At 72.8% G+C, this 22,289-nt stretch carries 18 protein-coding genes; 7 read left to right on the top strand and 11 right to left on the bottom strand.

Going from position 1 to position 22,289, the window contains the following annotated elements:
• Positions 1–85 precede the first annotated feature (85 nt).
• Both glmS and ABT160_RS32105 read left to right on the top strand, forming a co-directional pair.
• Positions 86–1,933, top strand: coding sequence for a glutamine--fructose-6-phosphate transaminase (isomerizing) (gene glmS / locus ABT160_RS32110; protein WP_351651458.1), 1,848 nt, complete (start codon positions 86–88; stop codon positions 1,931–1,933).
• Between the two features lie 16 nt (positions 1,934–1,949).
• Positions 1,950–2,267, top strand: a complete 318-nt coding sequence (locus tag ABT160_RS32105; RefSeq protein ID WP_351651457.1) for a holo-ACP synthase — start codon at positions 1,950–1,952, stop codon at positions 2,265–2,267.
• Here ABT160_RS32105 and ABT160_RS32100 read toward each other — a convergent pair.
• Together ABT160_RS32100 and ABT160_RS32095 are read right to left on the bottom strand one after the other, a co-directional pair.
• On the bottom strand, positions 2,238–4,817 hold the full coding sequence (locus tag ABT160_RS32100; protein WP_351651456.1) for a bifunctional FO biosynthesis protein CofGH: 2,580 nt from the start codon (positions 4,815–4,817) through the stop codon (positions 2,238–2,240). The two genes, ABT160_RS32105 and ABT160_RS32100, sit on opposite strands and share 30 nt — an antisense overlap.
• 77 nt (positions 4,818–4,894) lie before the next feature.
• Positions 4,895–5,716, bottom strand: coding sequence for an LLM class F420-dependent oxidoreductase (locus tag ABT160_RS32095; RefSeq protein WP_351651455.1), 822 nt, complete (start codon positions 5,714–5,716; stop codon positions 4,895–4,897).
• 106 nt (positions 5,717–5,822) lie between these two features.
• Here ABT160_RS32095 and ABT160_RS32090 point away from each other — a divergent pair, with 106 nt between their 5' ends.
• The 4 genes from ABT160_RS32090 (at position 5,823) to ABT160_RS32075 (ending at position 10,743) form a co-directional block, all read left to right on the top strand.
• Positions 5,823–6,194, top strand: a complete 372-nt coding sequence (locus ABT160_RS32090) for a hypothetical protein (RefSeq protein ID WP_351651454.1) — start codon at positions 5,823–5,825, stop codon at positions 6,192–6,194.
• 52 nt (positions 6,195–6,246) lie between these two features.
• Entirely contained in the window at positions 6,247–7,719 is a 1,473-nt protein-coding gene (locus ABT160_RS32085) for a CehA/McbA family metallohydrolase (RefSeq protein WP_351651453.1), read from the top strand.
• A gap of 130 nt (positions 7,720–7,849) precedes the next feature.
• Entirely contained in the window at positions 7,850–10,006 is a 2,157-nt protein-coding gene (locus ABT160_RS32080) for an FG-GAP repeat domain-containing protein (RefSeq protein WP_351651452.1), read from the top strand.
• Between the two features lie 143 nt (positions 10,007–10,149).
• Entirely contained in the window at positions 10,150–10,743 is a 594-nt protein-coding gene (locus ABT160_RS32075; protein ID WP_351651451.1) for a Uma2 family endonuclease, read from the top strand.
• 25 nt (positions 10,744–10,768) lie between these two features.
• Here the strand turns inward: ABT160_RS32075 and ABT160_RS32070 are convergent, their stop codons facing one another.
• From ABT160_RS32070 to ABT160_RS32030, 9 genes are all read right to left on the bottom strand, one after another.
• Positions 10,769–11,098: a putative quinol monooxygenase gene (locus ABT160_RS32070; RefSeq protein ID WP_351651450.1), complete on the bottom strand. Its 330-nt coding sequence runs from the start codon at positions 11,096–11,098 to the stop codon at positions 10,769–10,771.
• A 43-nt stretch (positions 11,099–11,141) separates the two neighbouring features.
• Positions 11,142–11,888 carry an IclR family transcriptional regulator gene (locus ABT160_RS32065; RefSeq protein WP_351651449.1) on the bottom strand — a complete coding sequence of 249 codons (747 nt, stop codon included), beginning with the start codon at positions 11,886–11,888 and terminating at the stop codon, positions 11,142–11,144.
• A 37-nt stretch (positions 11,889–11,925) separates the two neighbouring features.
• Entirely contained in the window at positions 11,926–13,488 is a 1,563-nt protein-coding gene (locus tag ABT160_RS32060; protein WP_351651448.1) for an APC family permease, read from the bottom strand.
• Between the two features lie 221 nt (positions 13,489–13,709).
• Positions 13,710–15,176, bottom strand: coding sequence for an aldehyde dehydrogenase family protein (locus ABT160_RS32055; RefSeq protein WP_351651447.1), 1,467 nt, complete (start codon positions 15,174–15,176; stop codon positions 13,710–13,712).
• Positions 15,173–16,912, bottom strand: a complete 1,740-nt coding sequence (locus tag ABT160_RS32050) for an N-acyl-D-amino-acid deacylase family protein (protein ID WP_351651446.1) — start codon at positions 16,910–16,912, stop codon at positions 15,173–15,175. The genes ABT160_RS32055 and ABT160_RS32050 overlap by 4 nt, the downstream gene beginning before the upstream one ends.
• Positions 16,913–17,059: 147 nt before the next feature.
• Positions 17,060–18,178: an LLM class flavin-dependent oxidoreductase gene (locus ABT160_RS32045; protein ID WP_351651445.1), complete on the bottom strand. Its 1,119-nt coding sequence runs from the start codon at positions 18,176–18,178 to the stop codon at positions 17,060–17,062.
• A 131-nt stretch (positions 18,179–18,309) separates the two neighbouring features.
• On the bottom strand, positions 18,310–19,068 hold the full coding sequence (locus tag ABT160_RS32040; protein WP_351651444.1) for an SDR family NAD(P)-dependent oxidoreductase: 759 nt from the start codon (positions 19,066–19,068) through the stop codon (positions 18,310–18,312).
• Positions 19,069–19,135: 67 nt separating this feature from the next.
• The gene (locus ABT160_RS32035; protein ID WP_351651443.1) at positions 19,136–20,068 is read right to left on the bottom strand and encodes an LLM class F420-dependent oxidoreductase; all 933 of its coding nucleotides are present in this window, start codon (positions 20,066–20,068) and stop codon (positions 19,136–19,138) included.
• Between the two features lie 133 nt (positions 20,069–20,201).
• Positions 20,202–21,419, bottom strand: coding sequence for an amidohydrolase family protein (locus ABT160_RS32030; protein ID WP_351651442.1), 1,218 nt, complete (start codon positions 21,417–21,419; stop codon positions 20,202–20,204).
• A 177-nt stretch (positions 21,420–21,596) separates the two neighbouring features.
• On the opposite strand from ABT160_RS32030, the gene ABT160_RS32025 reads away from it, so the two are divergent.
• A partial coding sequence (locus ABT160_RS32025) for an AfsR/SARP family transcriptional regulator (protein ID WP_351651441.1) occupies positions 21,597–22,289 on the top strand: 693 nt, incomplete at its 3' end.

The raw sequence follows: 22,289 nt of genomic DNA, 5'->3' as shown, positions 1-22,289 counted from the left end.
ACGCGACGTAACGGGCCGTGTCCCCCTTTGGCGTGGTTCCGCCGGGCTACGGGCCACCGGCGGGGTCAGGCCCTACCCTGCCGACATGTGCGGAATCGTGGGGTACGTCGGCGGGCAGTCGGCGCTTGATGTCGTGATCGCGGGTCTGAAGCGCCTGGAGTACCGGGGCTACGACTCGGCGGGCGTGGCGGTCCTCGCCGACGGCGGCCTGGCCGCCGCGCGGAAGGCGGGCAAGCTCGTCAACCTGGAGAAGGAGCTGGTGGACCGGCCGCTGCCGAGCGGTTCCACCGGCATCGGGCACACGCGCTGGGCGACCCACGGCGGGCCGACCGACGCCAACGCGCACCCGCACCTGGACAACGCGGGCCGGGTCGCGGTCGTCCACAACGGGATCATCGAGAACTTCGCCGCGCTCCGGGCCGAGCTGGCCGGTCGCGGCCACGAGCTCACCTCGGAGACCGACACCGAGGTGGTGGCCCACCTGCTGGCCGAGGCGTTCTCCGCCAGCGGCGACCTGGCCGAGTCGATGCGGCAGGTGTGCCGCCGTCTGGAGGGCGCGTTCACGCTGGTCGCGGTGCACGCGGACGAGCCGGACGTGGTGGTCGGGGCGCGCCGCAACTCGCCGCTGGTGGTCGGGGTCGGCGAGGGCGAGGCGTTCCTGGCCTCCGACGTGGCCGCGTTCATCGCGCACACCCGCTCGGCGGTGGAGCTGGGCCAGGACCAGGTGGTGGAGCTGCGCAGGGACGGGGTGGAGGTCACCGACTTCCACGGGGCGCCCGCCGAGGTGCGCGCCTACCACGTGGACTGGGACGCGTCGGCCGCCGAGAAGGGCGGCTACGACTACTTCATGCTGAAGGAGATCGCCGAGCAGCCCAAGGCGGTCGCCGACACCCTGCTGGGCCGGATCGACGGGGCCGGTTCGCTGACCCTGGACGAGCTGCGCATCGACCGGGCGGTGCTGCGGGAGGCCGACAAGGTCGTCATCGTGGCGTGCGGCACGGCCTTCCACGCGGGCCTGATCGCCAAGTACGCCATCGAGCACTGGACCCGGATCCCCTGCGAGGTGGAGCTGGCCAGCGAGTTCCGCTACCGGGACCCGATCCTGGACCAGCGCACGCTGGTGATCGCGATCTCCCAGTCCGGGGAGACCATGGACACCCTGATGGCGCTGCGGCACGCCCGGGAGCAGGGCGCCAAGGTGATCGCGATCTGCAACACCAACGGCTCGACCATCCCGCGCGAGTCCGACGCGGTGCTGTACACGCACGCGGGCCCGGAGGTCGCGGTCGCCTCGACCAAGGCGTTCCTGACCCAGCTGGTGGCCTGCTACCTGGTGGCGCTCTACCTGGGCCAGGTGCGGGGCACCAAGTGGGGCGACGAGGTGCGGGCCGTGGTGCGCGACCTCGCCGACATCGCCCAGGAGGTGGAGCGGGTCCTGGAGACGATGGAGCCGGTGCGGGAGCTGGCGCGCTCCCTGGCGGGCAAGGACACGGTCCTCTTCCTGGGCCGCCACGTGGGCTACCCGGTGGCCCTGGAGGGCGCCCTGAAGCTCAAGGAGCTGGCCTACATGCACGCCGAGGGCTTCGCGGCGGGCGAGCTGAAGCACGGGCCGATCGCGCTGATCGAGGAGGACCTGCCGGTCGTGGTGGTCGTGCCCTCGCCCAAGGGCCGCTCGGTGCTCCACGACAAGATCGTCTCCAACATCCAGGAGATCAGGGCCCGGGGCGCGCGCACCATCGTGATCGCCGAGGAGGGCGACGAGAGCGTGGCCCCGTACGCCGACCACCTGATCCGGGTCCCGGCCACCCCGGTGCTGCTCCAGCCGCTGGTGGCCACCGTGCCGCTGCAGGTCTTCGCGTGCGAGCTGGCGACCGCGCGGGGGAACGAGGTGGACCAGCCGCGTAACCTCGCCAAGTCGGTGACGGTGGAGTGAGCGAAGGTGTGGGCACGTGATCATCGGGGTGGGTATCGACGTCGCGGAGATCGAGCGCTTCGGGGAGTCCCTCAGGCGCACTCCGGCGCTGGCCGCCCGGCTGTTCCTGGAGCGGGAGCTGCTGCTGCCCGGCGGGGAGCGGCGGGGCGTGGCGTCGCTGGCGGCCAGGTTCGCGGCGAAGGAGGCCGTGGCGAAGGCGCTGGGCGCGCCCGGGGGCCTGCACTGGACGGACGCGGAGGTGTACGTCGAGGAGAGCGGGCAGCCCCGGCTCAGGGTGCGCGGCACGGTGGCGGCCCGGGCAGCGCTACTCCACCACCGGGAGCAGGTCCGGTAGGTGGCCGTCTGAGTGGAGGGCGGATTGCACCCTCTCCTGCGGGACCTCGCCGTACAGCGTCGTCCTCGGGCGGGACGGGCGGTCCGCGGCCTCCGCGATGGCCTCCAGGTCCTTCACCGAGCGGTACGAGCCGTAGCCGGAGCCCGCCATGCGAGAGATGGTCTCCTCCATCAGCGTGCCGCCCAGGTCGTTCGCGCCCGAGCGCAGCATCTCCGCCGCGCCCTCCGCGCCCAGCTTCACCCAGCTGGTCTGGATGTTGGGGATGTGCGGGTGCAGCAGGAGGCGGGCCATCGCGGTGACCGCGCGGTTGTCGCGGTCCGTGGGGCCCGGGCGGGCGATGCCCGCCAGGTAGACCGGCGCGTTGGTGTGGATGAACGGCAGGGTCACGAACTCCGTGAAACCGCCCGTCTCCTGCTGGATCCCCGCCAGCGTGCGCAGGTGGCCCAGCCAGTGGCGGGGCTGGTCGACGTGGCCGTACATCATCGTGGAGGAGGAGCGGATGCCCAGCGAGTGGGCGGTCTTGACGACCTCGATCCAGGTGGAGGCCGGGAGCTTGCCCTTGGTCAGGATCCAGCGCACCTCGTCGTCGAGGATCTCCGCCGCCGTCCCCGGGATCGAGTCCAGGCCGGCCTCCTTCGCCGCCGTCAGCCACTCCCCGATGGACAGGCCGGTGCGGCTGGCGCCGTTGACGACCTCCATCGGGGAGAAGGCGTGGACGTGCATGCCGGGGACGCGTTCCTTGACCGCCCGGGCGATGTCGAAGTACGCCGTGCCCGGCAGGTCCGGGTGGATGCCGCCCTGCATGCAGACCTCCACCGCGCCCACCTCCCAGGCCTGTTCGGCGCGGTCGGCGACCTGGGAGAGGGAGAGGGTGTAGGCGTCGGCGTCGGTGCGGCGCTGGGCGAAGGCGCAGAAGCGGCAGCCGGTGTAGCAGACGTTGGTGAAGTTGATGTTGCGCGTGACGATGTACGTCACGTCGTCGCCGACCACCGACTTGCGCAGGTCGTCCGCGATCCGGGTCAGCGCGTCCAGCGCCGGTCCGTCCGCGTGCAGCAGGGCCAGCGCCTCGTCGTCGGTGAGGCGGGTGGGGTCGTCGGCCGCCGTGGCGAGGGCGGAGCGGACGTCGGTGTCGATGCGCTGCGGGACCATGCCCGGCGCCGCCTGCTCGCGCAGCGCCTCCCAGTCCCCGTACACCTCGTCGAAGTCGGTGCGGCGGTCGCCGGTGCGGCCCGTGGTGTCGATGGTGGTGTGCAGGTCGACGCGGCCGGAGGAGGAGAAGCCCTCGTCGGGCTCCTGCCAGGGGCGGCCGACCACGGGCGCGCCGGGGACGGCGAGGCCGGTGGCGGGGTCGGCGAGGGCGCGCACGTGCGGCAGCAGGCGGGGGTCGAGCCAGGGCTCGCCCCGGGTGACGAACTCCGGGTAGACGCAGAGGCGTTCGGCGAGGCGGAAGCCCGCTTCGGCGGAGCGCTCGGCGAGCTGCTCGATGGCCGGCCAGGGCTTCTCCGGGTTGACGTGGTCGATGGTGACCGGGGAGACGCCGCCCCAGTCGTCGACGCCCGCCGCGATCAGGCGCGCGTACTCGCCGTCCACCAGGTTGGGCGGGGCCTGGAGGTTGCCGGAGGGGCCCATGATGTGGCGGGCCACGGCGACGGTGGCGACCAGGTCGTCCAGTTCGGCGTCGGGCATGCCGCGCATCGCCGTGTCCGGCTTGGCGCGGAAGTTCTGGATGATCAGTTCCTGGATGCCGTGGTGGGAGCGGGCGATCCGGCGCAGCGCGAACAGCGACTCGGCGCGCTCCTCGTGGGTCTCGCCGATCCCGATGAGCAGGCCGCTGGTGAAGGGGACGGAGGAGCGTCCGGCGTCCTCCAGGACCCGCAGGCGCACGGCCGGTTCCTTGTCCGGGGAGCCGTGGTGGGGGCCGCCGGGCTCGGACCACAGGCGGGTGGCGGTGGTCTCCAGCATCATGCCCATGCTGGGCGCGACGGGCTTGAGGCGCTGGAAGTCGGTCCAGGACATGACGCCGGGGTTGAGGTGCGGGAGCAGGCCCGTCTCCTCCAGGATCCGGATCGACATGGCCCGTACGTACGCGATGGTGTCGTCGTAGCCGTGGGCGTCCAGCCACTCGCGGGCCTCGGGCCAGCGGTCCTCGGGCTTGTCGCCGAGCGTGATCAGTGCTTCCTTGCAGCCCAGTTCGGCGCCCTTGCGGGCGATGTCGAGGACCTCGTCGGGGGACATGAACATGCCGTGGCCGGCGCGGCGGAGCTTGCCGGGCACGGTGGCGAAGGTGCAGTAGTGGCACTTGTCGCGGCAGAGCCTGGTGAGGGGGATGAAGACGCTCTTGGAGTACGTGATGACGCCCGGCCGGCCCGCCGCCTCCAGGCCCGCGTCGCGGACGCGGGAGGCGGAGGCGGTCAGGTCGTCGAGGTCGGTGCCGCGCGCCTGGAGGAGGACGGCCGCTTCGCTCACGTCCAGCGCGACGCCGTCGCGCGCCCGCTTGAGGGCGCGGCGCATCGAGTTGGCGGTGGGTCCGGTCTGCGCACTCGTCGTCATCCCACGAGCATACGATCGGTGGTCGAACGCCCTCACCTGCGCCGCCGCCCCTCCCCCGCTCCCCGGCCCGCGGGAGGTCAGAGGTAGCGGGCGTACCCGTCGAGCACCCCCAGCACCTCCTTCTCCCCCGCCGAGGGGAGTTGCAGGACGACCTCCTCGATGCCCAGGGCCTCGTAGTGCTCCAGCTTCCCCGGGGTGGGCTGGACCGCGTACGGGACGATCTCCAGGTCCTCCGGGGCGCGGCCCGCGGAGCGCCAGGCCTCGGTGAGCCTCGGGACGGACTCGGTGAGCCCGCCGCCCCCGATGGGCATCCAGCCGTCCGCGTACGCCGCGATGTGCGCGAAGAGCTTCGGGCCCGCCGCGCCGCCCACCATGACCCGGGGGCCGACCGGCTTGGGGAAGGCCAGGGAGGCCCGCACCGAGGCCAACTCCCCCTTGTACGCGGCTGGTTCGGGGCTCCAGAGGGCCTTCATCAGCCCCATCCGGTCCAGCACCAGGTCCCTCCGCCGCGACCACTCCACGCCGTGGTCGGCGGCCTCCTCGCGGTTCCAGCCGAAGCCGACGCCCAGGGTGACCCGGCCGCCGCTGAGGTGGTCCAGGGTGGCGACCTGCTTGGCCAGGGCGATCGGGTCGTGCTGGGCGACCAGGGTCACGCCGGTGCCCAGGCCGAGGCGCTCGGTGACGGCGGCGGCCTGGCCGAGGGCGACGAACTGGTCCAGGGTGCGGCTGTACTCGCGCGGCAGCTCGCCGCCCATCGGGTACGGGGTGGTCCGCTCGACCGGGATGTGGGTGTGTTCGGGCAGGTAGAGGCCGGCGAAGCCGCGCTCCTCCAGTTCCCGGGCCACGCGTACGGGCGTGATCGTCTCGTCGGTGAGGAAGATCGTGGTGGCGATGCGCATCCGGAGCCCCTCCGTCATCGGTCTGGTCGGGGGCCAAGGTATGCCGTACGGTGCGGATTTCCGAGAGCCATGGGGGCTCCACACGACGTGGGGGAAGTCGGGAACCGTGCGGATCACCACCACCTTGCTGCTGGCCTGCGCGCTGGCCCTGGGCGGGGCGCACGCCTCGTCCGCGGCGCAGCCGCCGGCCACCGTCACCACCGCTGTCACCACCACCGCCGCCGGTGCCGCCGCCGAGGCCCGGGCGGGCCTCGGGGACCTGGCGCTGCGGCCGAAGCCGGTCTCCAAGTCCGACTCGGCCTCCAAGGCGAAGTCGAAGTCCGACTCCGTGTCCAAGTCCAAGCCGAAGAAGAAGAAAAAGAAGAAGGGCCTCTCCGGCGGGACCGTCGCGGCCGTGGTGATCGGCGTGCTGCTGGTGCTCATCGCGCTGGTGGTCGTCGTGGTGGTGCTGCGCCGTCGCAACCGGCACGACGACTGACAACCACCCCTTCTTGTACGGGAGTTCACCCCCCGGGAGGAGAGTGTCGGGCATGAGCATCGGCAGGCGTGGACTCATCGTGACGGGCGCCGCGGGCGCCCTGACGCTGAAGGGCGTGGGCTTCGCCGAGGCCGCCCCCGGGAGCGAGCGGAGCCAGGTGGTCCGGGGCACGCTCGCCCCGGGCGCCCCGGACTACGTGTACCTGCCCGTGGAGGTGCCGCGCGGGGTGCGCGAGCTGCACGTGGCGTACACCTACGACCGGCCCGCGGTCCCGGCGGGCAGCGTCGGCAACGCGCTGGACATCGGCCTCTTCGACGAGCGCGGCACCGCACTGGGCGGCGAGGGGTTCCGGGGGTGGTCGGGGGGCGCGCGCACCGAGTTCTTCGTACGGGCCGACGACGCGACGCCCGGCTACCTGCCGGGGCCGGTGCGCGCCGGGACCTGGCACGTCGCGCTCGGCCCCTACACGGTGGCGCCGCAGGGGCTCGCGTACGAGGTGACCGTGACGCTGCGGTCGGGCGAGCCGGGCCGCACCCCGCGCCCGGTGTACCCGCCGGAGCGGGCGCGCGGGCGCGGGCGGGCCTGGTACCGGGGCGACTGCCACCTGCACACCGTGTACTCGGACGGGCGGCGCACCCCCGCCGAGGTCGCCGCGCTGGCCCGGGCGGCGGGGCTGGACTTCGTCAACTCCTCGGAGCACAACACCCATTCCGCGCACCGCGCGTGGGCCGGGCACGCGGGCGAGGACCTGCTGGTGCTGCTGGGCGAGGAGCTGACCACGCGCAACGGGCACGTGCTGGCGCTGGGCACCGACGCGGGGACCTTCGTGGACTGGCGCTACCGGGCGCACGAGAACCGCTTCGGGCGCTTCGCCCGGGAGGTCCGGCGCGCGGGCGGCCTGGTCGTGCCGGCGCACCCGCACGCCACCTGCGTCGGCTGCGCCTGGAAGTTCGGCTTCGGCGAGGCGGACGCGGTGGAGGTGTGGAACGGGCCGTGGACGGCGGACGACGAGGTGTCCCTGCAGAACTGGGACGCGGCCCTCGCCCGGGGGCGCTGGGTCCCGGCGATGGGCAACAGCGACGCGCACCGCGACCCGGACCGGGTGGGCCTGCCCCAGACGGTGGTGCTCGCCGACGACCTGACGCGCGAGGCGGTCCTGGAGGGGCTGCGGGCGGGCCGGTCGTACGTGGCGGAGTCGGCGGCCGTGACGCTCGCGCTGACCGCCGCCGACGGGCGCGGCGGGCGGGCCGGGATCGGTGAACGCCTGGGCGCGCGGGAGGGGGACCCGGTGACGGTGGCCCTCGAGGTGTCGGGGGCGCCCGGCTGCACCGCGCACCTGGTCACCGACCAGGGCACCCTGCACTCCGAGCCGCTGCCGGCCTCGGGCGCGGGGACGGTGAGCTGGCGGACGACGCCGCGCAACGCGACGTACGTACGGGCGGAGGTGCGCCACCCGGCGGTGGCGCCGCCGCTGCCGGGGGCGATGGCGGGGTTCACGAATCCGGTGTTCCTGGGGCGGGGGTAGGGCCCGCGCGGAACCGAGGCCCGGGGTGCGGGCTTTGGAGTCCACTCCCCGCAACTGAAGTGTTTGACGGGACAGTTGGTACCCCTGTTACCTTCGTGGCGTTTGCTCACGCTTGACCTGGGGGGTCCACATGCGCGTACGCGATTTCATCGGCCTGGCACTCGTGCCCACGCTGGCGCTGGGGGGCGTCGGCATCGGCCTCACCACGGCGGCGCAGGCGGCCCAGACGTCTCCCGCTCCGCAAGCCGCCCCGCGCGCCTGGGGGGCGCCCGAGGCGCTCACCTCCGACGAGCGGAACAGCAGCATCCGCGGCCGGCTGACCACCAAGGACGGCACCTCCGTCCTCGTGTGGAGCACCGACGAGGCCGGCGAGCAGCAGACGCTGTGGGCCGCCACCCGTGCCGTGGACGCCACCGCCTGGAGCTCCCCGGTCGCCGTCCACCGGGCCCTGTCGAAGATCGAGGACGTCGACCTGGTGGCGGGCGGTGACGGGTCCGTCTCCGTCGCCTTCAAGCACATCGCCCCCTTCAACCCGGGCATCCTCTACAGCGTCTCCACGCTCCCGGCGGGCGGCACCGCCTGGTCGGCGGCGACCAGGATCTCGAAGATCGCCAGTCCCGACGCGCTGGCCCTGGCCAGTGGCAGCGGGGGGCGGCTGTTCGCCGTGTGGTCGTCGCAGGGCGGCTCCTCGACGACCGTCCAGAAGGGGCTGTACGTCGCGGAGTTCGCGCCCGGGTACCCGTGGACCGACCCGGTGCGGATCTCGGACGTGGCCCCGAAGACGCTGATCGCGGACGTCGCGTCCGAGGGGACCTCCGTCATCTGGCAGGAGGACACCCCCACCGGCGGCGGCAAGCTCCAGATGCTGCACCGGGTGCTCGGGGAGACCCGCTGGGAGGAGCCGGTGACGCTGGCCACCAGCACCTACCCGGTCCACGACCTGGCCCTCCAGCGCTCCGGCGCCGCCCTGCTGACCTGGTCGGAGGGGTCTTCCGGCTACTACCAGCGGCGCTACGCCGTACGCCCGGGGTCGAACCCGCGCTTCGACGCGGCCGCGACGTTCCCCGGGGCGAGCGGGCCGGGCGTGGCGTACGCGGAGGCGGTGCTGAGCCCGGACGGCACGGTCACCTCGCTGTGGGGCGCGCCCGGCGGCGGGGTGCAGAGCGCGACCCGGTCCGCCGCGGGCACCTGGTCGGCGACGACCACCCTGCCGGGCGGAGGGATCGACGGGCCGCTGTGGAAGCCGGGGGTGGCGCCGGACGGCTCGCTGAACGTGCTGTACGTGGACGCCACCAACTGGCTCAGGTCCGCCACCCGCAAGAACGGGGCCTGGGAGGACTCGGTCACCGTCGGGCAGGTGCCCGCCGACGTGCGCGCGCGCGGCGGGTACACGCTGCCCGGGGCCGACGGCCGCGCGGTGGCCGTGTGGGAGCAGGGCGTCACGCTGCAGTGGCCCCAGGGGCTCGCCGGCCTCCAGATCTGGACGGCCGCCACGGGCGCGCCGAAGCCGCCCTCGGTCCCGTCCAAGCGCCGGGACTACGTGGGTGACGACGGCTACCCGGACCTGTATGCCCGTACCGCCGCCGGGGCGCTGACCGTCTACCAGGGCACCGCCGCGGGGACGGTGTCGGCGAAGGCCGAGGGCGGGGACTGGTCGCTGTACGCGGCGGTGGTCCCGTTCGGCGACCTGGCGGGCGACGGGGCCAACGACACGCTGGCCGTGACGTACGGCGGCGACCTGTACCGCGTCACGCCGGAGCGCGGCAAGGTGGCGACGCCGACGTCCGCCAAGGCGAAGATCGGCACGGGCTGGGGGACCTTCGACGGGCTGACGTACTCGGGCGACTTCACGAACGACGGCGTCCCGGACCTGGTGGCGCGCCAGTCGCTGACGGGCGACCTGTACCTGTGGCCCGGCACCAGGGCGGGCGCCTTCGGCAAGGGCGCGAGGATCGGCACCAGCTGGAAGGGCCTGACGATCGTCGGCGCGGGCGACCTCAACGGGGACAAGCACGCCGACCTGGTGGCCCGCACCGCCAACGGCGACCTGTACCGCTACTACGGCACGGGCAAGGGCACGGTCTCCTCGGGCGTGAAGATCGGCTCGGGCTGGAACGGCATGGCGGACTTCGTCGGCATCGGCGACCTGACGGGCGACGGCAGGGACGACGTCCTGGGCCGCACCAAGACGGGCGACCTCTACCGCTACGCGGGCAACGGCACGGGCGGCATCGGCTCGGGCGTCAAGATCGGCTCGGGCTGGTCGGGGTTCAGCTCGGTGAGCTGAGGCCCGTCGACGGGACGTACGGATACGGGCACACCGCACGGCGTGCCCGTACCCCTCGACCCCCGTGCGTGCCCTCGTCGCCGTTCGTATCGTTGTACCGCGCGGCTGCGTGCGATCGGGCGGCAGCGGGGAGGAGCGGCGCGGTGACTGTTCTCGACGAAGACAGGAACGACATGGCCGACGCGAACGAGACCGGGCGCACCCTGGACGAGATGTTCGAGGGCCTCGAAGGCGGCGCGGTCCCCCCTGGGTACAAGGTCGAGATCGTCGAGGGGGCCATCTACATGTCGCCGCAGCGGGACACGCACTGGGAGATCACCGCCCACCTCTACGAGCAGCTGCGCACCCGGTACCCCCTCAAGCGGCTCAAGTCCGACGTGCGCATCGACTACCCCGGTGGGCTCAACGGCTTCGCGACCGACCTGACGCTGCTCGCGGAGGACGCCGCGAAGGACGCCCGGGGGCGGTGGCGGGCCGAGGACGTGCTGCTGGCGGCGGAGGTCGTCTCGCGCAGCACCGCCGCCAACGACTACGGACCCAAGCTGCGGGCCTACGCGGCCGCCGAGGTGCCGGTGTACCTGGTCGTGGACCCGTACCAGGGCCGGTGCCACGTCCACACCCAGCCCAAGGACGGCGAGTACCTCAGCGAGCTGACCGTGGCGTTCGGCGCCGACGTCGACCTGACCGGGACGCCGGTCGGCCTCACCCTGGCCACGGGCGAGTTCCCCCGCGACTGACGCCCGCCGTCCGCCCCCCGCGGGCTCAGGCCTTCCGCGGTGACAGTTCCGCCATCGTGTTCCAGCCCTCGTGCGGGACCTCGACGTTGATGATCTCGGGGACCTCGGCGATGGCCGTCGCCATGGCCTCCATGCCCGCCGCGAAGTGGGCGGAGGCGACGTGCGCCGCGCCCGCATCGGCGTCGCGGAAGCCCTCGACCAGCGTGTAGCGGGTGGGGTCGTCCACGCTGCGGGACCAGTCGTAGAAGAGGTTGCCCTCCTCGGCGCGGGTGGCGCGGGTGAAGTCGTCGACCACGGTGAGCCACTGGTCGGCGTACTCGGGGCGGACGGTGAAGCGTACGGCGATGAAGATCATGGGGTGATGGTGCCGCGTCCGCGGGCGGCGCCCGTGATCCGGGTCAGCCCGATTCCGGCAGGGTCGGAAAGATCCGTGCCGCCCCGGCGAGCGCGGCCCTGAGCGTCCCGTGGCGGCGCCGGAAGTCGGCCGTCGGCACCGATACCGACAGGGCGTGCACGGGGCCGTCGCAGGGGGCAGTGAGGGCCACCGCGAGGCAGGTGTGGCCGGGGTCAGCCTCGCCCACCGACACCGCGTAGCCGCGGGCCCGCACCCGCTGCACCTCCGCCTCGAAGCGGTCGGACGCGGTGATCGTGCGCTCGGTGAAGCGGGCCATCCCGTGGGCGTCCAGGTAGCGCCGCCGCTCGGCCCGGCCGACCCGGGCGAGCAGCGCCTTGCCGTGCGCGGTGGCGTGCGCGCGCAGCTCGGGGCCGGGGGCGAAGGGCTGGGCGCCGTCGTCGGGGGCGGTGCTGTCCAGGACGGTGATCAGGCCGTCGCGGTAGGCGGTGAAGTACGCCTCGGCCCCCGCGTGCTCGCTCAGCCGCGCCAGTACGGCCCCGGTGCCGCCGGCCACCCCGAGGTGGCGCCGGTGGGCGCGGTGCAGGGCGACGGCCCGGGCCCCGGTGACGTACCCCTGCCCGGTGCGCACCAGGTGGCCGCGCGCCACGAGGGGGGCCAGCAGGTGGTAGACGGTGGACAGGGAGCAGTCCAGGTGCCGGGCGAGCGCCTTGGCCCCGACGGGTCCTGCGGAGTCCGCGACGACGTCGAGGATCTCCAGGGCGCGGTCGACGGAGTGGGGGCCTGCGGACATGCGTTCCAGGGTACGGGGGCCCGGAGCGGGCCCCCGTCTAGTCCTCGACCACCAGGGACGGGGTCTCCTTCGTCAGGACCTCGCCGCGGAAGAACGCCGGGCTCCTGCGGCGCATGAGCTCCATCAGGACCGCGCCGAGCAGCAGCAGGCCCACGCCGATGACGAAGACCGAGCCGACGCCGAGCACCGACGAGCCCGAGCCGTACTCCGGGTTCCACATGTCGTACAGCGTCTTGGCGAAGACCGCCGACAGGAGCAGTCCGCCCAGTACCGGGAAGACGCCCTTGAAGACCAGGTCGCGGGCGCTGCGGGTGAGCTCGCGGCGGAAGTACCAGGCGCAGGCGAACGCGGTCAGCGCGTAGTAGAAGCAGATCATGAGGCCGAGCGCGTAGATCGTGTCGACCAGGACGTGCTCGCTGACCAGCGTCATCACCGTGTAGAAGACGCCGGTGGCGACCCCGGCGACGACCGTGGCGCGGCCCGGGGTCTTGAAGCGCGGGTGGACGCGGGCGTAGGAGGCGGGCAGCGCCTCGTAGGTGGACATCGCCAGGACCGTGCGGGCGACCGGGATGAACGTGGTCTGCAGGCTGGCCGCCGCCGAGGCGAGGACCGCGACGAAGAGCAGGATGCCGAGCACCGGGCCCATCACCGGGCCGGCCAGCGCGGCGAAGACGTTGTCCGAGGTGGCGGGGTTGGCCAGGCCGAGGCCCTGGCCGCCGGAGCCGACGGCCATCTGCGCGGCGACGCCGGTGGCCAGGTAGGAGCCGACCAGCACGACCATCGCGATCAGGGCCGCGCGCCCGGGGGTCTTGTCGCTGCCGACGGTCTCCTCGTTGGCGGTCAGGCAGGTGTCCCAGCCCCAGTACATGAAGATCGAGAGCGAGAGTCCGGCCGTGAAGGCGGCGAAGGACTGCACGGCGAAGGGGTTGAGCCAGGACCAGGAGAAGTCCAGCGAGGTGGCGAAGGAGCCCGCCTTGTCCAGGGCGAGGCCGACGAAGAGCGCGAGGACGACCAGCTGGAGGGCGACGAGCGTGTACTGGACGCCCTTGGTGGCGGTCATGCCCCGGTAGCTGATCGCGGTGGCGGCGGCGATCAGGACGAGGCAGGTGACGATGTGCACGGCCTTGTCGTCGTCGAGCGCGGCGACCGAGGCGTTGTTGCTGATCTCGCCGGCGAGGAGCCAGAAGTAGGAGGTGGCGACGCCCGCGAGGTTGGAGAGCACGATGATCGTGGCGATCACCAGGCCCCAGCCGCACATCCAGCCGACGCGCGGCCCGAAGGCCTTCACGGTCCAGGTGAAGGAGGTGCCGCAGTCCGGCATCGCCTTGTTGAGCTCCCGGTAGGCGAAGGCGACCAGCAGCATCGGCAGGAACCCGGCCAGGAAGACGGCGGGCATCTGCACGCCGACCTCCCCGGCGGTGGAGCCGAGGGTGGAGGTCAGGCAGTAGACGGGGGCCACGGTCGAGATGCCGATGACCGCGCTGCCGGTCAGGCCGACCGAGTTGCCGCCGAGCCCCTTGGTCCGCACGCCGCGCGCGTCGCCGTCGGGACGTCCCGTTACCGTGCCCCCGGTCCGGGGCCGCGCATCCAGCTGAGTCATGAACAGGACGTTAAGTGCTGCGGTTTCCACATCCGGAGGACTTAAGTCCAGATCCAATGCCTTTGCTTTGAAGGTCGTTTACCGCTGGTAGCAGGTAAATCCAATGGAGTACGCGGACGAGGGTGCGCGAACGGTGGGTTCTAGACCCACCGTCCGCTATGCGGGAACCGCAGCACCGCCCGTTTTGACCCGTTTCAAAATTTTCCCGTACGTCCCCGGAATCACCCCGGCCAGACCACCGCCTGCAACTCTCCGTAGGCGTGCAGGGCGTACGACCCGACGTCCCGGCCCACCCCGCTCTTCTTGAACCCGCCGAACGGCGCCTCCATGTTCCGGCCGATCGTGTTGATCCCGACCCCGCCCGCCCGCAGCCGGGCCGCGACCCGGAACGCCCGCGCCACGTCGCCCGAGAACACGTAGTCCAGGAGGCCGTAGTCGCTGTCGTTCGCCAGCGCGACCCCCTCCTCCTCGTCGTCGAAGGGCACCACGACCACCACCGGGCCGAAGATCTCCTCGCGGGCCACCCGCATGTCGTTGGTGCAGTCCGCGAGCAGCGTCGGCGCCACGTAGAAGCCCCGGTCGAAGTCCGGCCGCTCGCCGCCCGCGACCACCCGGGCGCCCTCCTTGCGGCCCAGCTCCACGTACGACTCCACCCGGTCGCGGTGCGCCGCCGAGATCACCGGGCCGACCACCGTGCCCTTCTGCCTCGGGTCCCCCACCTTCATGAAGGCCAGGTAGCCGGTCAGCTTCTCCACCAGCCGCTCGTAGATCCCGCGCTGGGCGAGCACCCGGGTCGGGGCGGTGCAGATCTGCCCGCTGTAGAAGGCGAACGTGGTGCCGATCCCGGCCACCGCCCCGTCCAGGTCGGCGTCGTCGAAGACCAGCGCCGCGCCCTTGCCGCCCAGCTCCATCAGCTGCCGCTTCAGGTCCCGCCCGCACACCTCGCCGATGCGCTGCCCGACCGCCGTGGAGCCGGTGAAGGAGACCATGTCCACGTCCGGGGAGGCCACCGCCGCCTCGCCGACCGCCGGGGCGGAGCCGGTGACCACGTTCACCACGCCGGGCGGGGCGCCCGCCTCCTGAAGGGCCCGGGCCATCGCGAAGACCGACAGCGGGTCCTGCGGCGCGGGCTTGACCACGACCGTGTTGCCCATGGCGAGCGCCGGGGCGACCTTGCCCGCCGGGTTGGCCCAGGGGTTGTTGTACGAGGTGATGCAGGTGACCACCCCGACCGGGCGGCGCACCGCGACCGCCCCGAACACTCCCGCCTTCCCCATCGGGCCCGCCTCGTTGATCTGCGGCGGCAGCGCCTGCTCGACCGGCTCAAGGGCGCCCCGGGCGTAGCGCCGGAAGCGGGAGATCCCGACGGCGACCTGCATGCCGCGGGCGGTGCCGGGGGTGGCGCCGGTCTCGGCCTGCGCGATCACCGCGTTCGCCTCGAAGTCCCGGGCCATCAGGTCCGCCGCCCGGTCCAGGACCGCGGCGCGCTCCTCGGGCGTGGTGCGCGACCACGTGGCGAAGGCCTCCTTCGCGGCGGCCGCCGCCTGGAGCACCTGGGCGCCGCTGGCCTCCGGGGCCAGGCCCACGACCTCCTCGCTCGCCGGGTCGACCACCTCGTAGTGGCCGCCGTCGGGCTCCGTCCAGGCGCCGCCGATCAGCAGCTTCTCGCTCCTCGGTCCGCCGCTCATCGCGTCGCCACCGTCCTGGTGTCGCGGCCCGAGCGCAGCACCTTCCCGGGCACCGCCCCGGTCAGCTCGTCGTCCCGTACCGTCTCCACGCCGTTGACCCGGACCGAGACCACGCCCACCGCGCGCGAGTCCAGGCGCGGGCTGTCGCCGGGCAGGTCGTGGACCAGGACGGCCGGGCCCGCGTCGATCCGCCCGGGGTCGAAGAGGACCAGGTCCGCGTGGTAGCCCTCGGCGATCCGGCCCCGGTCGACCAGGCCGAACAGCCGCGCCGGGTCGTCGCTCAGCATCTTCACCGCGTCCTCCAGCGTCGCCAGCTTCCGCCCGCGCAGGCAGTCGCCCAGGAAGCGGGTGGTGTAGGGCGCCCCGCACATCCGGTCCAGGTGGGCGCCCGCGTCGGAGCCGCCGAGCAGGACGTCCTCGTGCCGCCAGGCCTCGGCGCGCATCGCCCAGGAGTCCGGGTCGTTGTCGGTGGGCATCGGCCACAGGACCGTGCGCAGCTCGTCGTTGGCGCAGATCTCCACCAGGCAGTGGAAGGGGTCCTGGCCGCGCTCGGCGGCGACGTCCTTGACCACCCGGCCGGTCAGGCCCTCGTTCGCGGCCGAGTAGGTGTCGCCGATGACGTACCGGGCGAAGTCCGCCAGGCGGCGGAAGACGCCCGCCTCCTTGGAGGTGGCCCGCTCCAGCAGCACGGCCCGCACCGCCGGGTCGCGCAGCTTCGCGATCCGCTCCGGGACGGGCAGCCCGAGGACCTCGCCCCAGCCGGGGATGAGGTTGAGGGCGCAGAAGGTGCCCAGCGACATGTTCATGGGCGTGAGGATCGGCATGGTCAGGGCGACGACCCGGCCGCCGGCCTTGCGGGCGCGCTCGCTGGGCACCAGCTGGCGCGGTACGCGTTCGGGCACGGCGGAGTCGATGGTGAGCACGTTCCAGTTCAGCGGCCGTCCGGCGGCGGCGCTCATCTCGACGAACAGGTCGATCTCGTCGTCGCCGAACTGGTCCAGGCAGCCCGCGACGATGGCCTCAAGCTGGGTGCCCTCGTGCTCGCCGACCGCCCGGGACAGCGCGAGCAGCTCCTCTGGGCCGGCGTGCCGGGAGGCGACCGGCTGTCCGTCGCCGTCGGAGTGGGTGGCGGACTGGGTGGTGGACAGGCCCCAGGCGCCCGCCTCCATCGCCTCGTGCAGCAGGGCGAGCATGGCGTCCAGCTGCTCGGGGGTGGGCTGCCCGCCGACCGCGTCGGGGCCCATCACGTACCGGCGCAGGGCGCAGTGGCCCACCATGAAGCCCGCGTTGACGGCGGTCCGGCCGTCCAGGGCGTCCAGGTACTCGCCGAAGGAGCTCCAGTTCCACGGCGCGCCCTCCTCCAGGGCGACCAGCGACATGCCCTCGACCTTGGACATCATGCGGCGGGTGTAGTCGGCGTCCTCGGGGCGCTCCGGGTTGAGCGGGGCGAGGGTGAAGCCGCAGTTGCCGCCCGCGACGGTGGTGACGCCGTGCTGCATGGACGGGGTGGCGTACGGGTCCCAGAAGAGCTGGGCGTCGTAGTGGGTGTGCGGGTCGACGAAGCCCGGGGTCAGGACGAGCCCGGTGGCGTCCTCGGCGGTGCGGGCCTGTTCGGTGACGGTGCCCGGCTCGGCGACGACGGCGATCCGCCCGTCGCGCAGCCCGACGTCGGCGGTGCGGGCGGGCGCGCCCGTGCCGTCGACGAGGGTGGCGTTGCGGATGAGGTGGTCGAGCATGTGGCGTCCCTTTCGCTGCGCGTGGACGTGAACGCGCCCCGGCCGGGTGCCGCCGCGGCTGGCCGCAGCCGCGTCGGCCCCCGGCCGGGGCATGGGTGGGACGGCGGTCCGGGAAGACGCCGCCCACGTCCTCGGTCGTGAGGAGGGTCAGGCCGCTTCGCGGAAGCGGGTGGTGCGGTGCACCGGGTCGGTGTCGATCTGCGGGATCACGTGCTCGCCGATCAGCTTGATCGTGTTCATCGTGTCCTCGTAGGAGATCCCGATCGGCAGGCCGAAGGAGAGCTGGTCGGCGCCGGCCTGCTCCCAGCGCTTGCACTGCTGGAGCACCTCGGTGGGGTCGCCGCAGATCATCAGCTCCTCGGCGATGAGGAGTTCGATGATCTCGGCGGAGTACTCGGGCAGCAGCTCGGGCCACTCCGGGATGCCCTCGGGGCGCGGGAAGGTGTCGTGGTAGCGGAAGAGCAGCGACTGCAGGTAGTTGAGCCCGCCGCCGACCGCGATCTCGACGGCCTTCTCGTGGGTCTCGGCGCAGATGGCGGTCGAGGTGACCATCACGTTGTCGTTGACGAAGTCGCCGACCGGCCGGGCTTCCTTGATCGCGTTCTTGTAGGACTCCAGGACCCACTCCATGTCGGAGACCTTCTGCACGCTGAAGCCGAGCACGCCCAGGCCCTTCTGGCCCGCCATGGCGTACGAGGACGGCGACCCGGCCGCGTACCACATGGCCGGGTGGCTCTTGCCGTACGGCTTGGGCAGGATCTTGCGCGGCGGCAGCGACCAGTGCTTGCCCTGGAACCCCTGGTACTCCTCCTGGAGCCACATCCTGGGGAACTCGGCGATGGTCTCTTCCCAGATCTCCTTGGTGTGGTTCATGTCGGTGATGCCCGGGAAGAAGCCGAGGATCTCGTGCGAGCCCGCGCCGCGCCCGGAGCCGAACTCGAAGCGCCCCTCGGAGAGGTGGTCGAGCATGGCGACCTTCTCGGCCACCTTGACCGGGTGGTTGACCTGGGCGAGCGGGTTGAAGATGCCGGAACCCAGGTGGATCCGGTCCGTGGCGTGGGCCAGGTAGCCCAGGTACACGTCGTTGGCCGACAGGTGCGAGTACTCCTCCAGGAAGTGGTGCTCGGAGGCCCAGGCGTACTTGAAGTTGGACCGGTCGGCCTGGATGACGTACTCGGTCTCCTCGATCAGCGCCTTGTGCTCTGCCTCGGGGTCGGTCTCGGCTCGCTTGCCGACGTAACCCTGTACAAAGAGCCCGAATTCCAAGGGGGTTCACCGTCCCTGTGCCGTGACGGTTTCTGACGAACCGTCAGATCTGGATGGGGTCGACTGTCGCACCGCCCGCGTGGGGCGTCAATACCTGACGAGCCGTCAGAACAAGGGGAGTGCGCGGACCCTCAGAAGAGGGCCACGCCCGCCAGCCAGCCGCCGTCGATCACGAACGGCTGCCCGGTGACGTACGAGGAGTCGTCCGAGGTCAGGAACAGCGCCAGCGCCGCCACCTCCTCGGGCCTGCCGACCCGCCCCAGCGGCACCACCTTGCGGTACAGGCCCGCCACCGCCTCCGGGTCCACCCCGTCCGGGTTGCTCATCGGGGTGTCGATCGCCCCCGGGCACAGCGCGTTCACCCGGATCCCCCGCGCCGCCAGCTCCACGGCCGCCACCCGGGTCAGGCCCAGCACCGCGTGCTTGGTCGCCGCGTAGGCGCCGACCCCCGCCATGCCGGTGAGCGCCGTGTAGGAGGCGGTGTTGACGATGGTGCCGCCGCCCGCCGCCGCGATCTCCGGGGCCACCGTGCGGATGCCCAGGAAGCAGCCCGTCTGGTTGACGTCCACGATCCGGCGGAACTCCTCCAGCGACGTGGACACCAGCTCGTTGAAGCGCAGGATGCCCGCGTTGTTGACCAGGCCGTCGATCCGCCCGAAGGCCTCCTGGGCCGCGGCCACCGCCGCCGTCCAGTCCTCCTCGCGGGTCACGTCCAGGCGCACGTAGCGCGCGTTCTCCCCCAGCTCCTTGGCCAGGGCCTCGCCCTGGTCGTCCAGCACGTCGCCGAGCAGCACCCGGGCGCCCTCGGCCACGAACAGCCGCGCCTCCTGCTCGCCCTGCCCGCGCGCCGCGCCCGTGATCACGACGACGCGCCCGTCCAGCTTGCCCATGGCCGTACCCCTTCTCCGTCACGTCCTGGCGCCAGGAGGGCGCCCCTTCGCCGCGCCGGTGCCGCGGTCAGCCCAGGTGCGGGGCCACCTCGGCGCCGAACGCCCGCATCTGGTCGGTCAGTTCGTCCACGCCCCGGGAGCGGAAGCGCACCTGGATCTGGTCCACGCCCATCTCCCGGTACGCCCGCAGCGACTCCGCGAGCGCGTCCGGCTTGCCGCTCAGGGTGCGCCGGCCCACCTCCCAGGCGGCCTCGCCCACGTACAGCGGCTCGACGATGGCGCCGACCGTGATCGGTTCGGTGACCCCGGCCTCCTCGCGCAGCCGCTTCAAGGTGGCGATCTTCGCCGGGAGTTCGGTGCGCGGGTCGCCCTGGGGCAGCCAGCCGTCGCCGCGCACGGCGGCGCGGCGCACCGCGGCGGGCGAGGAGCCGCCCACCCAGACGGGCACCCGCTCCTGGGCGGGCCGCGGCCGCTGGCCCAGGCCGCCGAAGGAGAACCGCTCGCCCGTGAAGTCGGGGAACTCCTCGGGGCCCAGCAGGGCCCGCAGTGCGTCGATGGTCTCGTCCAGGAGCGGGCCGCGCCCGTCGAAGTCGGCGCCGACCGCCTCGAACTCCTCCCGCACGTGCCCGGCCCCCACCCCGAGGACCAGCCGGCCGCCGGAGAGGTGGTCCAGGGTCGCGTACCCCTTGGCGGTGACCAGTGGGTGGCGCAGGCCGACCACGGCGACGTGGCTGAGCAGGCGGACCCGCTCGGTGGCGGCGGCCAGGAAGGAGAGGGTGGCCACCGGGTCGTACCAGATGGTGCTCATCGGCCCGGCGAGCCGCCGCGGGATGGCGACGTGGTCGCAGCAGGCCACGTAGTCGAAGCCGGCCCGGTCGGCGGTGCGGGCGACGTCCAGGAGCTCGGCGGCGCCCGCGCCCGCCTCCCACGGCTCGGCGTACATGGTGCTCTGGGACTGCACGGGCAACTGGATGCCGTACGTGAGCGTGCGCGTGACCACAGGGCCACCCCCTAACCTGACGACCCGTCAATTACGGACGGCCCCATCGTGGTATCTGACGGAGCGTCAGGCAAGGGGTGCGGCGCCGGTCGCCCTCACGGGAGGGGGCGTACGGGGCGCGGGGCGGGCGGCCCTACGGCACCCAGAGCCCCTCCGGGCTCAGGCCGAGCAGGTCGATCGCGTTGCCCCGCACGAGCCGCTCCACCACGTCCGGCTCCAGGTGCCCCATCTGCGCCTCGCCGACCTCCTTGGACCTGGGCCAGGTGGAGTCGGAGTGCGGGTAGTCCGTCTCGTACAGGACGTTGGCCGCGCCGATCGCGTCGAGGTTGCGCAGTCCGAAGGCGTCGTCGAAGAAGCAGCCGTAGACGTGCTCGGCGAACAGCTCCGACGGCGGGCGGGTGACCTTGTCGGCGACCCCGCCCCAGGCCCGGTTCTCCTCCCACACCACGTCGGCGCGTTCGAGGATGTACGGGATCCAGCCGATCTGGCCCTCCGCGTACATGATCCGCAGCCCGGGGAAGCGCTCGAACTTCCCGCTCATCAACCAGTCCACCATCGAGAAGCAGCAGTTCGCGAACGTGATGGTGGAGCCGACCGCGGGCGGCGCGTCCGCCGAGGTGGACGGCATCTTGCTGGAGGAGCCGATGTGCATGGCGATCACCGTGCCGGTCTCCGCGCACGCCTCGAGGAACGGGTCCCAGGCGTCGGTGTGGATCGACGGCAGCCCCAGGTGCGGCGGGATCTCGGAGAACGCCACCGCGCGCACCCCGCGCGCGGCGTTGCGGCGCACCTCGGCGGCGGCCAGCTCCGGGTCCCACAGCGGGATCAGGGTGAGCGGGATCAGCCGCCCGTGCGCCTCGGGCCCGCACCACTCCTCGACCATCCAGTCGTTGTACGCCCGCACCGAGAGCAGGCCGAGCTCGCGGTCCTTCGCCTCCGTGAAGGTCTGCCCGCAGAAGCGCGGGAAGGTCGGGAAGCACAGCGCCGACTGGACGTGGTTGACGTCCATGTCGGCGAGCCGCTCGGGCACCGAGAAGGAGCCGGGGCGCATCTGCTCGTAGGTGATGACCTCCAGGCGTATCTCGTCGCGGTCGTAGCCGACGGCGGTGTCGAGCCGGGTGAGCGGGCGGTGCAGGTCCTCGTAGACCCACCAGTCGCCGATCGGCCCGTCGGTGCCCGGATCGCCCATGACCGGCGCGAACTTGCCGCCCAGGAAGGTCATTTCCTTCAGGGGGGCGCGCACGATCCGCGGTCCGGTGTCGCGGTACCTGGACGGGAGCCGGTCCCGCCAGACGTTCGGGGGCTCCACCGTGTGGTCGTCCACGGAGATGATCTTCGGGAAAGTCTCCATGGCACTTCACGGTAGCGCTGATCTGACGGTCCGTCAGCTCCCCGGCGGCCGGTTCCGGTCCGGATCCCGTGAACCAGGTGTCCAGACCTTGTGCAGTGCGGCACCCACTGCTGACGCACACGGCATGAACAAGGCAGACTGTGCGAGGCGACACCAGCGGTACGGGCAGGGGGAGCTATGGACCGTGGGAACGGCCCGCGCGTTCCGGAGCAGCGGGTTCCGCAACAGAGCGAGCACGGCACGAGCGCCGCGCTCGCCTTCGGCGTGCTCGGGCCCGTGCGCGCCTGGCGTGGCGACGAGGCGCTGCCCTCCGGTTCACCGCAGCAGCGCGCCCTGATGGCCGCCCTGCTGCTGCGCGAAGGACGCACCGCCACCGCCTCCGAACTCATCGACGCCCTGTGGGGCGAGGAGTCGCCCTCCCAGGCGCTCGCCGCCGTACGCACCTACGCCTCCCGGCTGCGCAAGGTCCTCGACCCCGGCGTCCTGGTCAGCGAGTCCGGCGGCTACGCGCTGCGCATCGACCCCGACAGCCTCGACCTGCACCGCGCCCAGGAACTGGCCGCCGCCGCCGAGAAGGCCCGCGCCTCCGGCGACCGCCCCCAGGCCCGCGACCTGCTCAACCGGTCCCTGGCCCTGTGGGACGGCGAACCGCTCGCCTCCGTGCCCGGCCCGTACGCCGAGAACCAGCGCGCCCGCCTGGAGGAGTGGCGCCTGCAGCTCACTGAGGCGCGCCTGGACCTCGACCTGGAGCTGGGCGCGCACGCCGAGGCCGTCTCCGAGCTGACCGCGCTCACCGCCGCCCACCCGCTGCGCGAGCGGCTGCGCGAACTGCTGATGCTCGCCCTGTACCGCTCGGGACGCCAGGCCGAG

This window comes from Streptomyces sp. NPDC001941 (assembly GCF_040296945.1).
Taxonomy (GTDB): Bacteria; Actinomycetota; Actinomycetes; order Streptomycetales; family Streptomycetaceae; genus Streptomyces.
The sequence above is the reverse complement of the archived record's forward strand: the minus strand, read 5'-3'. Positions and strand labels throughout refer to the sequence as shown.